Source organism: Pseudomonas zeae (assembly GCF_014268485.2).
Lineage (GTDB): Bacteria > Pseudomonadota > Gammaproteobacteria > Pseudomonadales > Pseudomonadaceae > Aquipseudomonas > Aquipseudomonas neuropathica.
Window position 1 is genome coordinate 2,381,639 of record NZ_CP077090.1, and the last position, 16,054, is coordinate 2,397,692.

Sequence of the window (16,054 nt, forward strand, 5' to 3'; positions counted from 1 at the left end):
CGCTCCCACAGGGGAATGCATTTCAAATGTGGGAGCGAGCCTGCTCGCGAAGGCGATCTTACAGGCAACAAAAAATCCCCCGGGGCTGAACACCACCGGGGGATTTTTTATGCGTTGGAAAAAGCTTAGCGCTGATGCACCAAAGCACCCGCCGCATACGTCTGCTGCACCGTGCGGTCATCACCCAGCGTCATCAACACGAACAACGTCTCGGCAATGTTGTTGGCCTGCTTCAAGCGGTAGCTCAGCAGCGGCGTGGCGTTGTAATCGAGCACCAGGAAGTCGGCGTCGGAACCCGGTTGCAGGTTGCCGATCTTGTCTTCCAGACGCAGCGCCCGCGCGCCACCCAAGGTCGCCAGGTACAGCGACTTGAACGGGCTCAGGCGCGCACCTTGCAGTTGCATCACTTTGTACGCTTCGTTCAGCGTCTGCAGCAGCGAGAAACTGGTGCCGCCGCCAACGTCAGTGCCCAGACCGACATTGAGCTTGTGCTTCTCGGCCATCGGCAGGTTGAACAGGCCGCTACCCAAGAAGAAGTTCGAGGTCGGGCAGAACGAGATCGCCGAACCGGTTTCTGCCAGGCGCGCGCATTCGTCGTCGCACAGATGAACGCCGTGAGCGAATACCGAGCGCTCGCCGAGCAGTTTGTAGTGATCGTAAACGTCGAGGTAGCCCTTGCGCTCCGGGAACAGCTCCTTGACCCACTCGATTTCCTTGAGGTTTTCGCTGATGTGGGTCTGCATGTACAGATCCGGGTATTCGGTCAGCAGTTGCCCGGCGAGGGTCAGTTGTTCCGGGGTGCTGGTCGGCGCGAATCGTGGGGTGACCGCGTAGTGCAGGCGGCCCTTGCCGTGCCAGCGTTCGATCAGCGCCTTGCTTTCGACGTAGCTCGATTCGGCGGTGTCGGTCAGGTAATCCGGGGCGTTGCGGTCCATCATCACCTTGCCGGCGATCATGCGCAGGTCGAGCTTTTCGGCCGCTTCGAATAACGAGTTCACCGATTGCGGGTGCACGCTGCCAAACACCAGCGCGGTGGTGGTGCCGTTGCGCAGCAGCTCCTTGACGAAAATGTCAGCGACTTCGTCGGCGTGGGCCTTGTCGCCGAACTGGCTTTCGCACGGGAAGGTGTAGGTGTTCAGCCAGTCGAGCAGTTGCTCGCCGTAGGCACCGACCATGCCGGTTTGCGGAAAGTGAATGTGGGTATCGATGAAGCCCGGGGTGATCAACGCGTCCTGGTAATGCTCGATTTCGATGTCCGCCGGCAGGGTCGGCAGCAAATCACTGGCATGGCCAAGGGCGCTGATCTTGCCGCCATCGACCACCAGCAGGCCGTCCTCGAAATATTCGTAGGAGGCTTCGATCCCGACTTCGGCGGGGTCGGCGATGCTGTGCAGGATGGCGGCGCGGTAGGCTTTGCGAGTCAGAGGCATGAGGGTTCTCTAATCAGTTTGAGGCTTTGAGTTTGGTCGCTTGACTGCGCCGCGACACCGGCAGCAGTTTGGCAATCGGTTCGGCGCTGGCAGTCTGCTGGCCGAAGTTGGCGTTGTAGGTGGCGATGATTTCGCCGGCGATGGAGATGGCGATTTCCACAGGCAGTTTGCCTTTGACTTCGCCGATGCCCATCGGGCAGCGCATGCGTTGCACGACGCCGCTGTCGAAACCGCGATCACGTAAACGGTGTTCGAACTTCGCGCGTTTGGTCTTCGAGCCGATCAGGCCGAAGTAGGCGAAGTCGTTGCGCTTGAGAATCGCGGCAGTGAGTTCAAGGTCGAGCTGATGGTTGTGGGTCATGACGATGCAGTAACTGCCGGCGGGCAGTTCATCGATTTCATCCACAGGCTCTTCGGAAAGGATTTTACGCACGCCGTGGGGGATGTGTTCGGGGAATTCGGCCTCGCGCGAATCGATCCAGCGCACCCGGCAGGGCAGGCTGGCGAGCAGCGGCACCAAGGCGCGGCCAACGTGACCAGCCCCGAACACGGCGATTTGCGCCTGCACCTGGCCCATCGGTTCGAACAGCAACACGGTCGCGCCGCCGCAGCACTGGCCCAGGCTGGCGCCGAGGCTGAAGCGCTCCAGATGAGTGTCCTGCTTGCCGCTGGCGAGCATCTCGCGGGCGATCTGCATGGCTTTGTATTCCAGATGCCCGCCACCGATGGTGTCGAAACTCTGATTAGCGCTGATGACCATTTTCGAGCCGGCGTTGCGTGGCGTCGAGCCGAGTTCTTCGATGATCGTCACCAGCACACAGGGCTCGCCCTGGTTCTGCAGGTCGGCGAGGGCGTCGATCCAGTTGTACATAGTTCACCCCTACAACATCGTTGTCTGTTCGGGCCTCTTCGCGAGCAGGCTCGCTCCCACAGGGAAATGCATTCCAAATGTGGGAGCGAGCCTGCTCGCGAATAGCCGCGCCTCGGTCCTAGAGCGGAGCCAACTCGGTTTCAGCCGCAACCGCTTTCACAGTCTTGAGCTGACGCATCTGCTCACAACCCCACAACACCCGCTCCGGTGTCGCCGGCGCATCGATCTGCGGCTGATGCTTGTAGTCACCGAGACTCGCCACCGCATCCTTGATCGCGCACCACGAAGCAATCCCGAGCATGAACGGCGGCTCGCCGACAGCCTTGGAATGGAACACCGTGTCTTCCGGGTTCTTGCGGTTTTCCACCAGTTTCACCCGCAGGTCCAGCGGCATGTCCGCCACGGCCGGGATCTTGTAGCTCGCCGGGCCGTTGGTCATCAGCTTGCCTTTGTTGTTCCAGACCAGCTCTTCCATGGTTAGCCAGCCCATGCCCTGGATGAAGCCACCCTCGACCTGACCGATGTCGATGGACGGGTTCAGCGAGGCGCCGACGTCGTGAAGAATGTCGGTGCGCAGCATCTTGTACTCGCCGGTCAAGGTGTCGACGATCACTTCGCAGCACGCCGCGCCGAAGGCGAAGTAGTAGAACGGACGACCACGGGCCTGGCTGCGGTCGTAGTAGATTTTCGGGGTCTTGTAGAAGCCAGTGCTCGACAGCGAAACCTGATTGAAATACGCCTGCTGGATCAGCGCTTCAAAGGTCAGGATATGGTCGCGAACACGCACGTGACCGTTGTGGAATTCAACGTCTTCTTCAGTGACTTTGAAGTGACGCGCAGCGAATTCGATCAGGCGTTTCTTGATGATTTCCGCCGCGTTCTGCGCCGCTTTACCGTTCAAGTCGGCGCCGCTGGACGCTGCCGTCGGCGAGGTGTTTGGCACCTTGTCGGTGTTGGTCGCAGTGATCTGCACACGGTCGATTTCGACCTGGAACACTTCGGCCACGACCTGCGCGACTTTGGTGTTCAGGCCTTGGCCCATTTCCGTGCCGCCATGGTTGAGGTGGATGCTGCCATCGGTGTAGATGTGGATCAGCGCACCGGCCTGGTTCAAGAAACTGGCGGTGAAGGAAATGCCGAACTTCACCGGGGTCAGCGCCAGACCTTTTTTCAGGATCGGGCTGTTGGCGTTGTAGCGACGAATCGCTTCACGGCGCTCGTGGTACTGGCTGCTTTCTTCCAGTTCAGCGGTCATCTCTTCGAGCATGTTGTGCTCGACGGTCTGGTAGTAATGAGTGACGTTGCGTTCGGTCTTGCCGTAGTAGTTGGCCTTGCGCACCGCAAGTGGGTCGAGCTGCAGGTGACGGGCAATCGCGTCCATCACTTCTTCGATCGCGACCATGCCTTGCGGGCCACCGAAACCACGGTAAGCGGTGTTCGACGCGGTGTTGGTCTTGCAGCGGTGACCGTTGATGGTCGCATCGCCGAGGTAGTACGAGTTGTCCGAGTGAAACATCGCCCGGTCAACGATCGACGCGGACAGGTCCGGCGAGCAGCCGCAGTTGCCGGCCAGGTCCATGTTGATCCCGTGCAGGCGCCCGGTGCTGTCGAAGCCGACGTCGTACTCGACGTAGAACGGGTGACGCTTGCCGGTCATCAGCATGTCTTCGACGCGCGGCAGGCGCATCTTGGTCGGTTGGCCGGTGAGGTGCGCGACCACCGCGCACAGGCAGGCCGGACTGGCGGCTTGAGTTTCCTTGCCACCGAAACCACCGCCCATGCGGCGCATGTCGACGACGATTTTGTTCATCGATACGTCGAGCACTTCGGCAACCAGTTTCTGTACTTCGGTCGGGTTCTGCGTCGAGCAGTAGACGATCATGCCGCCGTCTTCGGTCGGCATCACTGAGGAGATTTGCGTCTCCAGATAGAAGTGTTCCTGACCGCCGATGTGCAGCGTGCCTTGGATGCGGTGTTCAGCGGTTGCCAGCGCAGAAACCGAATCGCCGCGCTGGTGGGTGTGGCTGTCGAGGACGAAGTGGCGTTTGCGCAGGGCTTCGACCACGTCGAGCACAGGTTCGAGATCTTCGTATTCGATGATCGCGGCCATCGCGGCTTTGCGCGCGGTTTCCAGATCCTTCGCGGCCACCGCAAGCACCGGTTGACCGACGAACTGCACGTCATCGATGGCCAGCAACGGGTCGCCTGGCATCAGCGGGCCGATGTCTTTCAGGCCTGGCACGTCTTCGTGGGTGATGGCGATGCGCACGCCTTCGAAGGCGTAACACGGCGAGGTGTCGATGCTGATGATCTTCGCGTGGGCGCGGTCCGACATGCGTGCATACAGATGCAACTGGTTGGGAAATTCCAGGCGATCATCGATGTACTGCGCTTCACCGGACACGTGCTTGGCGGCGCTGTCGTGCTTGACGCTGCGGCCGACGCCAGAGGTCAGATCCTTGGCGAACAGTTCAGCCAGTTCAGCCTGGGTTTTTTCTACGCCGTGATGGTTAGACATAAGCGGTCACCCGAGTCTCGATGTGCGGTGTTTGCAGTTCGATGAAATATTTACGCAGCAGGTTCTGCGCGCTGAGCAGGCGATATTCCTTGCTGGCGCGGAAGTCCGACAGCGGGGTGAAATCTTCGGCCAGCGCGGCGCAGGCGCGTTCGACCACCGTGTTGGTGAACGGCGCACCGATCAGCGCGGCTTCGCAGTGGGCGGCGCGTTTCGGGATCGCGGCCATGCCGCCGAAAGCCATGCGGGCATCGGTGATCACGCCGTTTTCGACGCGCAGGTTGAACGCGGCGCAGACGGCGGAGATGTCGTCGTCCAGACGCTTGGAGACTTTGTAGGCGCGGAACAGCTGCTCGGCGCTGGCGCGCGGGACGATGATCTTCTCGATGAATTCACTTTCCTGACGGGCAGTGACTTTGTAGTCGATGAAGTAATCTTCCAGGTTCAGGGTGCGGCGGGTTTCGCCTTTGCACAGCACGACCTGCGCGCCGAGGGCGATCAGCAGCGGTGGCGAATCACCGATCGGCGAGGCGTTGCCGATGTTGCCGCCAAGGGTGCCCTGGTTGCGGATTTGCAGCGAGGCGAAGCGGTGCAGCAGTTCGCCGAAGTCCGGGTACTCGGCGTTCAACGCTTCGTAGCAGTCGGAGAGGGCGGTGGCGGCGCCGATTTCAATGCGGTCTTCGAAGGTGTCGATGCGCTTCATTTCCGCGACGTTGCCGACGTAGATCATCACCGGCAGGGTGCGGTGGAATTGGGTGACTTCCAGCGCCAGATCAGTGCCGCCAGCGAGCAGGCGCGCTTGTGGGTAAGCGTCGTAGAGATCGGCCAGATCAGCGACGGTCAGCGGCACCAGGCAGCGTTTGTCGCCGCTGTTGAGTTCGCCGATATCGGTCGGTGCGATGGCTTTGAGGCGCGCAATGGTCTCCGCTTCGCGGGCATCGAACTGATCTGGTTGCTTGCCGCAGCAGGATTGCTCGGCAGCGGCCAGAATAGGCCGGTAGCCGGTGCAACGGCAGAGGTTGCCGGCCAGCGCTTCGTGGGCCTTGGCGTGATCCGGTGCATCACTGTTCTTTTGCAGGGCGAACAGCGACATGACGAAACCGGGGGTGCAGAAACCGCACTGCGAGCCGTGGCACTCGACCATGGCTTTCTGCACGCTGTGCAGTTCGCCTTTGTGTTTGAGGTCTTCGACGCTGATCAGTTGTTTGCCGTGCAGCGACGACACGAACGTCAGGCACGAGTTGAGGCTGCGATAGCGAATGTGTTCGCGGCCAGCGTCATCCGTTTGCAACTCGCCGACCACCACGGTGCAGGCGCCGCAGTCACCGCTGGCGCAACCTTCTTTGGTGCCGGATTTGCCGACGTGTTCACGCAGGTAGTTGAGCACAGTCAGATTCGGGTCCAGGGCGTGCTCGCTACGGAGTTCCTGGTTAAGTAAAAACTGGATCACGGAAGGCCTCGCAGACTCATTATTGTTGTTAACCGACGTGAACCGAATTTAGCAGGTCTGACTTTTCGGTCAATTGTTTTCTGACTTAAAGGTCAGGAAAAAGCATTTCGTCGATCAACAACGTGTCTATTCAGTATTGACCCTCATTGGATCCCCTGCTTTTTTGCGGGAATCGTGCCAAAAACCGCTGAGTGGGCACTCCGCCATGAGCCTGCATTTGCGCTACACTGCGCCGCTTGTGCAGATCGATAGAGTTTGAAGGACAACCATGACGTTCAAGGCGCCGGACAGCCTCGCCGAGCAAATCGCTCACCACCTCGCCGAACGCATCATTCGTGGCGAAATGAAGCCGGGAGAGCGCATCCAGGAACAGAAGGTCACGCTGGCACTGAATGTCAGCCGCGGTTCGGTCCGTGAAGCCTTGCTGATCCTTGAGCGCCGCCACCTGATCGCGATTCTGCCGCGCCGTGGTGCGCACGTCACCGAGCTGACGCCGCACAAGGTGCAGAGCCTGTGCACGTTGATGAGCGAGCTGTACATTCTGCTCGGCAACGCGGTGGCCAATGGCTGGCAAGTGCAATCGGACATGGCGCCGTTCGTGCAGATCCAGCAGCGCCTGACCGCCAGCTACGAGCGTCAGGATATCCGCAGCTTCGTCGACGACAGCTTCGCCGTAATGCGCGCCGCCTATCCGTTCGCCAACAATCCGTACCTGCAAGAGACCGTCGAGAACCTGCAGCCGGCCATGAGCCGTGCGTACTTCCTCGCCCTCGAACAGCGCAAGGCCTCAATGAGCGAGTTCCTCGAACTGTTCGAACGCCTGCTCGCCGCCGTGCTCGCCCGTGATTTGCCGCAGATCCGCATCGTGCTGACGGCTTACGCCCAGCGCAGCTGCGATCTGGTGGTTTCCGCCCTGACGGTTGCCTAAGCGTGCGGCTCAAGTGCATCAAACTGGCGGGATTCAAATCCTTCGTCGACCCGACCACGGTGAACTTCCCCAGTAACATGGCGGCGGTCGTCGGGCCGAACGGTTGCGGCAAGTCGAACATCATCGACGCCGTACGCTGGGTGATGGGCGAGAGTTCGGCGAAGAACCTCCGTGGCGAGTCGATGACCGACGTCATCTTCAACGGTTCGACCAGCCGCAAACCGGTGAGTCAGGCCAGTATCGAGCTGGTTTTCGACAACTCCGACGGCACGCTCCTGGGCGAGTACGCCGCCTACGCCGAGATTTCCATCCGCCGTAAAGTCACCCGCGACAGCCAGACCACGTATTACCTCAACGGCACCAAATGCCGGCGTCGCGACATCACCGATATCTTCCTCGGCACCGGTCTGGGCCCGCGCAGTTACTCGATCATCGAGCAGGGGATGATCTCCAAGCTGATCGAGTCCAAGCCCGAAGACCTGCGCAACTTTATCGAAGAAGCTGCCGGCATCTCCAAGTACAAGGAGCGTCGCCGCGAGACCGAAAACCGTATCCGTCGCACCCACGAAAACCTCGCGCGTCTGACTGACCTGCGCGAAGAGCTCGAGCGTCAACTCGAGCGCCTGCACCGCCAGGCCGAAGCGGCGAAGAAGTATCAGGAATTCAAAGCCGAGGAGCGTCAGCTCAAGGCACAACTGTCGGCCCTGCGCTGGCAGGATCTCAACGAACAGGTCGGCCAGCGCGAGTCGATCATCGGCACCCAGGAAATCAGTTTCGAAGCGCTGGTCGCCGAGCAGCGTAATGCTGACGCGGCCATTGAGCGTCTGCGTGATGGTCACCATGACCTGTCCGAGCGCTTCAATCTGGTGCAAGGGCGCTTCTATTCGGTCGGCGGCGATATCGCCCGCGTCGAGCAAAGCATCCAGCACGGCCAGCAACGCTTGCGGCAGTTGCAGGACGATTTGAAAGAAGCCGAGCGCGCACGCCTCGAAACCGAATCACACCTGGGCCACGACCGCACGTTGCTGCTGACCCTCGGCGAAGAGCTGGACATGCTCACCCCCGAGCAGGAAGTCACCAGCGCTGCCGCCGAAGAAGCAGCCGCTGCACTGGAAGATTCCGAATCGGTCATGCACGGCTGGCAGGAGCAGTGGGACGCCTTCAACCTGACCGCCGCCGAACCGCGTCGTCAGGCCGAAGTGCAGCAGTCGCGCATCCAGCAGCTGGAAACCAGCATGGAGCGTCTGGCCGACCGGCAAAAGCGTCTCGGCGAAGAGCGCGCGCTGCTCTCGGCTGACCCGGAAGACGCGGCGATCATGGAACTCAACGAGCAGCTCGCCGAGTCCGAAGCGACCCTCGAAGATTTGCAGACCAGCGAAGAAGCGCAGGTCGAAAAGCTTGAACAACTGCGTCAGGAGTTGCAGCAAGCGCTGACCGCGCAACAACAGGCGCAGGGCGATTTGCAGCGCCTCAACGGTCGCCTGGCTTCCCTTGAAGCCTTGCAGCAAGCCGCGCTCGACCCGGGCACCGGCACTGCCGAATGGCTGAAAGAACACAACCTCGCCGAGCGCCCGCGTCTGGCCGAGGGCCTGAAGGTCGAGGCCGGTTGGGAGCTGGCGGTGGAAACCGTGCTCGGCGCCGATCTGCAAGCGGTGCTGGTCGACGACTTCAGCGGCTTCGATTTGTCCGGTTTTACTCAGGGCGATCTGCGCCTGCTCAGCCCGGCCAGCGATGGCGTGCGCGTCGCCGGCAGTTTGCTCGATAAGGTCGACGCGCAGATCGATCTGTCGCCGTGGCTCGGTCAGGTCAAACCGGTCGACAGCCTCGAGCAGGCCTTGGCCTTGCGCGGGCAATTGAGCGCCGGCGAGAGCTTGATCAGTCGTGACGGTTACTGGGTCGGTCGGCACTTTTTACGCGTGCGTCGGGCCAGTGAAGCGGAAAGCGGCATGCTCGCCCGTGGCCAGGAAATCGAAGCGCTGCACCTCGAGCGTGAAGAGAAAGAAGCCACGGTCGAGGCCATGGAAACCCGTCTGCAAACCCTGCGTGCGCAACAGCGTCAGCAAGAAAACGGCCGCGAACATTTGCGTCGTTTGCTGCAAGACGAAGCGCGTCAGCAAGGCGAATTGAAAGCACAGCTGTCCGCTGGCAAAGCCAAGGCCGAACAGTTGACTCTGCGTCGTACCCGTCTCGATGAAGAGCTGGTCGAACTGGGCGAACAACGCGAACTCGAGCATGAACAGATCGGCGAAGCGCGCATGCAATTGCAGGAAGCGCTGGATGCCATGGCGCTGGACACCGAGCAGCGTGAATTGCTGCTGGCCCAGCGCGACAGCCTGCGCGAGCGCCTTGACCGCGTGCGCCAGGAGGCGCGGCAGCACAAGGATCACGCCCATCAATTGGCCGTGCGTCTTGGCTCTTTGCGCGCGCAGCATGACTCCACGCGTCAGGCGCTGGAGCGTCTGGAAATGCAGGCCGAGCGCCTGACTGAAAAGCGCGAACAGTTGAGTCTGAATCTGGAGGAGGGCGAGGCACCGCTGGAAGAGCTGCGCCTGAAACTCGAAGAACTGCTCGACAAGCGCATGACCGTCGATGAAGAACTGAAGACCGCGCAGATCGCTTTGGAAGATGCCGATCGCGAATTGCGCGACGCGGAAAAGCGCCGGACTCAGGCCGAGCAGCAATCGCAGTTGATTCGCGGACAGCTCGAACAGCAACGCATGGAATGGCAAGCCCTGACCGTGCGCCGCAAGGCTTTGCAGGATCAGTTGCTGGAAGACGGCTACGATCTTAACGGCGTGCTCGCGACATTAACCGCGCAAGCCAGTGAACGCGAAGCCGAAGAAGAACTCGAACGCATCAACGCGCGGATTCAGCGCCTGGGTGCGATCAACCTCGCGGCCATCGATGAATACACGCAACAGTCCGAGCGTAAACGGTATCTGGATGCCCAGGACGCCGATCTGGTCGAAGCGCTGGAGACCCTGGAAAACGTTATTCGCAAGATCGACAAGGAAACCCGCAACCGCTTCAAAGATACCTTTGATCAGATCAATGGCGGTTTACAGGCGCTTTTTCCAAAAGTTTTCGGTGGCGGGCGCGCGTATTTGGAACTGACGGGCGAAGATCTACTCGATACAGGGGTAACGATCATGGCGCAGCCGCCAGGGAAGAAGAACAGCACCATCCATTTGCTCTCCGGCGGGGAAAAAGCCCTGACCGCACTGGCACTGGTTTTTGCCATCTTCAAATTGAACCCGGCGCCGTTCTGCATGCTCGATGAGGTTGACGCGCCACTGGATGACGCTAACGTTGGACGCTACGCACGCTTGGTCAAAGAGATGTCGCAGACCGTGCAGTTCATCTATATCACCCACAACAAGATCGCCATGGAAATGGCCGAGCAGTTGATGGGCGTAACGATGCATGAACCGGGTTGTTCGCGACTGGTAGCCGTAGATGTCGAGGAGGCGATGGCGATGGTGGACGCCTGAGTCAGCGTGGTGTCGGAAAAGGTAATTCAGGTCTGTAGGACTTTTTTACCAACTGCGACTTGCTGGCCAATCGACATATTCGCGCAAGCCAAATGAGACAGACGGTGTAAAGTTGTCTTTGGTCGTGCTAGTTTAATGTCAATTTTTCGTATACGTGGGCAAAACGCCTGTCAGAACATAGAGTTGGCGCCACGTTTTAAAGCGGTTTGCACAATGTAAACCCCTTATTTTTCAGCATTTTTTATAGAGGCACGGGATTACATGGAAATCGGTCTGCGCGAGTGGCTGATCGTCATCGGCATCATTGTGATAGCCGGTATTCTTTTCGATGGCTGGCGCCGTATGCGCGGCGGCAAGGGAAAACTGAAATTCCGTCTTGACCGAAGTCTGTCCAACCTGCCGGACGAGGACACCAGCGCTGAGCTGTTGGGCCCGGCTCGCGTGCTGGACACCCACAAAGAGCCGCAACTGGACGAACACGATCTGCCGTCGGTGAGCATGCCGGCCCGCGAAGCACGCGAGCCTCGCGAATCCGGTTCGAAACGTGGCAAGCGTGGCAGCAACGGTCCGGCGCAGGGCGACCTGAACCTCGATCTGGATCTGGACGGCGGCCCGAGCTTCAGCAGCCGTGACAACGATTTCGTTGAAGACAGCAAGCCCGCGCCGGCGATGGCCGACAAGGATCAGCCGCAAGCTGAAGAAGTATTGGTCATCAGCGTGATCTGCCGTGATGCCGCTGGCTTCAAAGGCCCGGCGCTGTTGCAGAACATTCTCGAAAGCGGTCTGCGTTTCGGCGAGATGGATATTTTCCACCGTCACGAAAGCATGGCTGGCAATGGTGAAGTGCTGTTCTCCATGGCCAACGCGGTCAAGCCGGGCATCTTTGATCTGGACGACATCGACCATTTCAGTACCCCGGCGGTAAGCTTCTTCCTCGGCCTGCCAGGCCCGCGTCATCCGAAGCAAGCCTTCGACGTGATGGTGGCTGCAGCCCGCAAGCTGTCGCAGGAACTAAACGGCGAACTGAAAGATGACCAGCGCAGTGTCCTGACCGCGCAGACCATCGAGCACTACCGTCAGCGCATCGTCGAATTCGAACGTCGCGCCTTGACCCAGAAGCGCTAAGGCCAAGATCAAAAGATCGCAGCCTCGTTTCACTCGACAGCGCCTACAGGATTGCGATGTCTGTAGGAGCTGCCGAAGGCTGCGATCTTTTGCTTCTGCTGCCAGAGATAGATGAATTAGAGCAGCCTCGGCTGCTCTTTTGCTTTTTGAGAGAACACCCATGACCGCCGCCAAAAACCGCATTCTCGAGCTACGCGCTGAACTCGATCAGCACAACTACCGTTACCACGTCCTCGACGAGCCGAGCATTCCGGATGCCGAGTACGACCGGTTGTTCCACGAGCTCAAAGCGCTGGAAGCGGCCAACCCGGAACTGATCACCAACGACTCGCCGACCCAGCGCGTCGGCAGCGTGGCGCTGACCGCGTTCACCCAAGTGCGTCACGAAGTGCCGATGCTCAGCCTCGGCAACGCCTTCGAAGAAACCGACATGCGCGAATTTGATCGCCGGGTGACCGAAGGTCTGGACCTGCCGGCCGGCGATCTGTTCGGTGGCGGTGCGGCGGTGGAGTACAGCTGCGAGCCGAAACTTGATGGTCTGGCGGTCAGCCTGCTTTATCAGGACGGCGTGCTGGTACGCGGCGCCACGCGCGGCGACGGCACCACTGGCGAAGACATCAGCGTCAACGTGCGCACCGTGCGCAACATTCCCCTGAAACTGCATGGCGAAGGCTGGCCGGCGACCCTGGAAGTGCGCGGTGAAGTGTTTATGTCCAAGGCCGGTTTCGAGCGCCTCAACGCCTCGCAACTGGAAGTCGGCGGCAAGACTTTCGCCAACCCGCGCAACGCTGCCGCTGGCAGCTTGCGTCAGCTTGATTCAAAGATCACCGCCAACCGTCCGCTGGAATTCTGCTGCTACGGCATCGGTCAGGTCTCCCACGATATTTCCGACACCCACATCGGCAACCTCAAGCAGTTGCAGAAGTGGGGTATGCCGATCAGTCACGAACTGAAGCTGGCCAAGGGCATCGGCGAATGTCTCGATTACTACCGCGACATCGGCGCGCGCCGTAACTCGCTGACCTATGAAATCGACGGCGTGGTGTTCAAGGTCAACAGCATCGCCGATCAACGCGAACTGGGCTTCCGCGCCCGCGAACCGCGTTGGGCGATCGCGCACAAATTCCCGGCTATGGAAGAACTCACCGAGCTGCTCGACGTCGAGTTTCAAGTCGGTCGTACCGGTGCTGTCACCCCGGTCGCTCGTTTGAAACCGGTCAAGGTCGCCGGCGTCACTGTGGCCAACGCTACGCTGCACAACATGGATGAAGTCGCGCGTCTGGGCCTGATGATCGGCGACACCGTGATCATCCGCCGCGCCGGTGATGTGATTCCGCAGGTGGTGCAAGTGGTCATGGATCGCCGTCCCGAAAATGCGCGCGCGGTGCAGATTCCCGAGAGCTGCCCGGTGTGCGGCTCGCACGTCGAGCGCACGCAACTGATCAAGCGCAGCAAAGGCAAGGAAACCGTCAGCGAAGGCGCGGTGTATCGCTGCGTGGGCCGACTGGCCTGTGGCGCGCAACTGAAGCAGGCGATCATTCATTTCGTCTCGCGTCGGGCGATGGATATCGAAGGCTTGGGCGACAAAAGCGTTGAGCAACTGGTCGATGAAGGTCTGGTCAGTTCGCCGGCCGATCTGTATGCGCTGAAGTTCGACGACATCGTCGATCTGGAAGGTTTTGCCGAGGTGTCCAGCAACAAGCTGCTCGCGGCGATTGAAGACAGCAAGAAACCGGGGCTGGCGCGCTTCATCTATGCGCTGGGCATTCCCGATGTCGGCGAGGAGACCGCCAAAGTGCTGGCGCGCTCGCTGGGTTCGTTGGAGCGCGTGCAGCAGGCATTGCCGCAAGTGCTGACGTATCTGCCGGATGTGGGGCTGGAAGTGGCGCACGAGATTCACAGCTTCTTTGAAGATGCGCATAACCAGCAGGTCATCGCTGAGTTGCTGGGCCATGGTCTGCAGATTCAGGATCAGGGTGAGTTGGGCGCCGAGTTCGCGGCCAGCACTACGTTGGGTGGCTTTCTCGACAAGCTGCACATTCCTTCGGTCGGCCCCGGCGGCGCGCAGAAGCTGGCGGACAAGTTCGGTTCGCTGGAAGCGGTGATGAATGCTGACTGGCTGGACATGCGTCAGGCCTTGCCGGAGAAACAGGCGAATTCGGTTCGCGAGTTTTTTGCGCTGCCTGAGAACCGGCAACTGGCTGAGGCATCCGAAAAGCAACTGCGTGATTTCGGCATGCACTGGCAGAGCGAGAAGAAGATTGTTGAGGGCTTGCCGCTGTCCGGCGAGACCTGGGTGCTGACCGGCAAGGTTGAGCTGATGAGCCGTGATGTCGCCAAGGAACATCTGGAAAGCCTTGGCGCCAAGGTTGCCGGTTCCGTGTCGGCGAAGACTCATTGTGTGGTCGCAGGCCCCGGCGCTGGTTCCAAGCTGACCAAGGCCAATGAGCTGGGCGTGAAGGTGATGGACGAAGAAGCCTTCATCGCCTTCCTCAAAACTCACGGCGTCGCCGTTTAAGATTTGATCGTTCCCACGCTCCCGCGTGGGAATGCCGCTCCGGACGCTCCGCGTCCGCTGTGACGCAGAGCGTCACTGGATGCATTCCCACGCAGAGCGTTGGAACGATCAGCAAAGCGCGGGAACGATGTTGTCACGGGAATGATCTAGTCTTGGCAAGCCCCAGGGAGAGATCGCCATGCACCGCTTTTTCGAGCAGCTCAGTTCCCGCATCATCGCGCCGTTCATGGGCGAATCCTCACGCAACAGCAAAGTCTGGCCGTGCCGCTGCGGCCAGTCGCTGTTCTTTCGCAATAGCCAGTGCCTGGCCTGCAACGCATTGCTTGGTTATCAAGCCGAAGAAAGTCGCCTGACCTCGCTGCAGCCGGGGCCATACGCGGGCACCTGGACGCTCGACGCCGACCCCGAGGCCGGCCTGTTCCGCCGCTGCGCCAACCTCGACACAGCCGCTGCGTGCAACTGGCTGCTGCCGGCCAATGATCACGACAGCCTGTGCATCGCCTGCAGCCTGAATCGCACCATCCCCGACCTGTCCGCCCCGGACAACCCTGAGCGTTGGCGCAAAGTCGAAATCGCCAAGCGTCGCCTCGTTGCGCAACTGATCACCCTCGGCCTGCAAGTCATCCCGAAAACCGTGGATGAAGACACTGGGCTGGCCTTCGATTTCATCGGCGTCGACCTTGAAGGCAACGCGCCGATGACCGGCCACGCCAATGGCCTGATCACCCTCGACATCAAAGAAGCCGACGACGCCCACCGCGAGCAGGTGAGGGCGGCGATGCATGAACCCTACCGCACACTGCTCGGGCATTTTCGTCATGAGGTCGGGCATTACTACTGGGATCGGCTGATCGCCAACGGCCCCTGGCTCGATTCATTCCGCAGCCTGTTCGGTGACGAACGCGCCAGTTACGCCGAAGCGCTTGATCGTCACTATCAACAGGGCGCACCGCTGGACTGGCCGCAGTACTACGTCAGCGCCTACGCGACCATGCACCCGTGGGAAGACTGGGCGGAAACCTGGGCGCACTACCTGCATATGATGGACGCAGTGGACACGGCACTGGGTTTTGGCATGAGCGCGCGGGAAATGGATTTCGACTATCAACCGTTTCCGACCAGCACGCTGTACGACCCGGAGCATCCCGGCGGCGAGGCGTTCCTGTCATTCGTCAACGCGTGGATCGAACTGGCGGGCATGCTCAATGAGCTGTCACGGAGCATGGGCCAGCCGGATTTCTACCCGTTCGTGCTGCCGGCGCCAGCGATTGCCAAACTGCACTTCATTCATCTGGTGATCCAGCAGGCGGGCGGCAGGGCGGATGAAGTTCTGGCCCTGTAGGCGCTGCCGCAGGCTGCGATCTTTATGTCCTTGAACCCGTTCATATTTTTAATCTGCAACCAACGGTTGTAACTTCGTCTCAGATAGGTACAATGGCGCGGCTCGCCGACAGGCAAGCGTCGTTATGGTGACCCCATCGGTCCCCCCGCAACGATTACCCGTGAACCTGGTCAGAGCCGGAAGGCAGCAGCCACAGCGGGAACATTGTGTGCCGGGGTGTGGCTGGTGGGGTTACCACCTTAACGAACAATCGAACGCTTCAAACAGAACTGCATGGGTTTCGCCCACTGCGGTTTTTTTGTGTCTGCGATTTGGCCAGTGCCCTGAGTTAACTGTGGGAGCGAGCCTGCTTGCGAAGGCGTCAGACCTGCCAGAGATGAGTTG

At 60.3% G+C, this 16,054-nt stretch carries 9 protein-coding genes and 1 other RNA gene; 6 read left to right on the top strand and 4 right to left on the bottom strand.

Annotated features, from left to right (window positions below; translation table 11 throughout):
- Positions 1–125: 125 nt before the first annotated feature.
- The 4 genes from guaD to xdhA all read right to left on the bottom strand — a co-directional run bounded on the left by guaD (position 126) and on the right by xdhA (position 6,266).
- The gene (gene guaD, locus HU754_RS10575; protein ID WP_093431807.1) at positions 126–1,430 is read right to left on the bottom strand and encodes a guanine deaminase; all 1,305 of its coding nucleotides are present in this window, start codon (positions 1,428–1,430) and stop codon (positions 126–128) included.
- A gap of 13 nt (positions 1,431–1,443) precedes the next feature.
- Positions 1,444–2,301: a xanthine dehydrogenase accessory protein XdhC gene (gene xdhC, locus HU754_RS10580; protein ID WP_186623420.1), complete on the bottom strand. Its 858-nt coding sequence runs from the start codon at positions 2,299–2,301 to the stop codon at positions 1,444–1,446.
- 118 nt (positions 2,302–2,419) lie between these two features.
- Positions 2,420–4,819: a xanthine dehydrogenase molybdopterin binding subunit gene (xdhB, locus tag HU754_RS10585; RefSeq protein WP_034152855.1), complete on the bottom strand. Its 2,400-nt coding sequence runs from the start codon at positions 4,817–4,819 to the stop codon at positions 2,420–2,422.
- Positions 4,812–6,266: a xanthine dehydrogenase small subunit gene (gene xdhA / locus HU754_RS10590; RefSeq protein ID WP_095047730.1), complete on the bottom strand. Its 1,455-nt coding sequence runs from the start codon at positions 6,264–6,266 to the stop codon at positions 4,812–4,814. The genes xdhB and xdhA overlap by 8 nt, the downstream gene beginning before the upstream one ends.
- A 268-nt stretch (positions 6,267–6,534) precedes the next feature.
- On the opposite strand from xdhA, the gene HU754_RS10595 reads away from it, so the two are divergent.
- The 6 genes from HU754_RS10595 to ffs all read left to right on the top strand — a co-directional run bounded on the left by HU754_RS10595 (position 6,535) and on the right by ffs (position 15,901).
- Positions 6,535–7,194: a GntR family transcriptional regulator gene (locus HU754_RS10595; RefSeq protein WP_034152853.1), complete on the top strand. Its 660-nt coding sequence runs from the start codon at positions 6,535–6,537 to the stop codon at positions 7,192–7,194.
- Positions 7,195–7,196: 2 nt separating this feature from the next.
- Complete coding sequence (smc, locus tag HU754_RS10600) at positions 7,197–10,685, top strand: chromosome segregation protein SMC (RefSeq protein ID WP_034152852.1); 3,489 nt, start codon at positions 7,197–7,199, stop codon at positions 10,683–10,685.
- 261 nt (positions 10,686–10,946) lie between these two features.
- A complete protein-coding gene (zipA, locus tag HU754_RS10605) occupies positions 10,947–11,810 on the top strand; it encodes a cell division protein ZipA (RefSeq protein WP_034152851.1) in 864 nt (287 codons plus the stop codon).
- A gap of 160 nt (positions 11,811–11,970) precedes the next feature.
- Positions 11,971–14,328 carry an NAD-dependent DNA ligase LigA gene (gene ligA, locus HU754_RS10610; RefSeq protein WP_186623418.1) on the top strand — a complete coding sequence of 786 codons (2,358 nt, stop codon included), beginning with the start codon at positions 11,971–11,973 and terminating at the stop codon, positions 14,326–14,328.
- 178 nt (positions 14,329–14,506) lie between these two features.
- Entirely contained in the window at positions 14,507–15,670 is a 1,164-nt protein-coding gene (locus tag HU754_RS10615) for a zinc-binding metallopeptidase family protein (RefSeq protein ID WP_186623416.1), read from the top strand.
- A 134-nt stretch (positions 15,671–15,804) separates the two neighbouring features.
- Positions 15,805–15,901, top strand: an RNA gene (gene ffs, locus HU754_RS10620) — signal recognition particle sRNA small type.
- Positions 15,902–16,054 lie beyond the last annotated feature (153 nt).

Excerpts from the sequence above, each read along its gene's own strand:
- HU754_RS10595 (WP_034152853.1), top strand. The coding sequence starts at position 6,535 with ATGACGTTCAAGGCGCCGGACAGCCTCGCCGAGCAAATCGCTCACCAC.
- guaD (WP_093431807.1), bottom strand. The coding sequence starts at position 1,430 with ATGCCTCTGACTCGCAAAGCCTACCGCGCCGCCATCCTGCACAGCATC.
- xdhB (WP_034152855.1), bottom strand. The coding sequence starts at position 4,819 with ATGTCTAACCATCACGGCGTAGAAAAAACCCAGGCTGAACTGGCTGAA.
- xdhC (WP_186623420.1), bottom strand. The coding sequence starts at position 2,301 with ATGTACAACTGGATCGACGCCCTCGCCGACCTGCAGAACCAGGGCGAG.
- zipA (WP_034152851.1), top strand. The coding sequence starts at position 10,947 with ATGGAAATCGGTCTGCGCGAGTGGCTGATCGTCATCGGCATCATTGTG.
- ligA (WP_186623418.1), top strand. The coding sequence starts at position 11,971 with ATGACCGCCGCCAAAAACCGCATTCTCGAGCTACGCGCTGAACTCGAT.
- HU754_RS10615 (WP_186623416.1), top strand. The coding sequence starts at position 14,507 with ATGCACCGCTTTTTCGAGCAGCTCAGTTCCCGCATCATCGCGCCGTTC.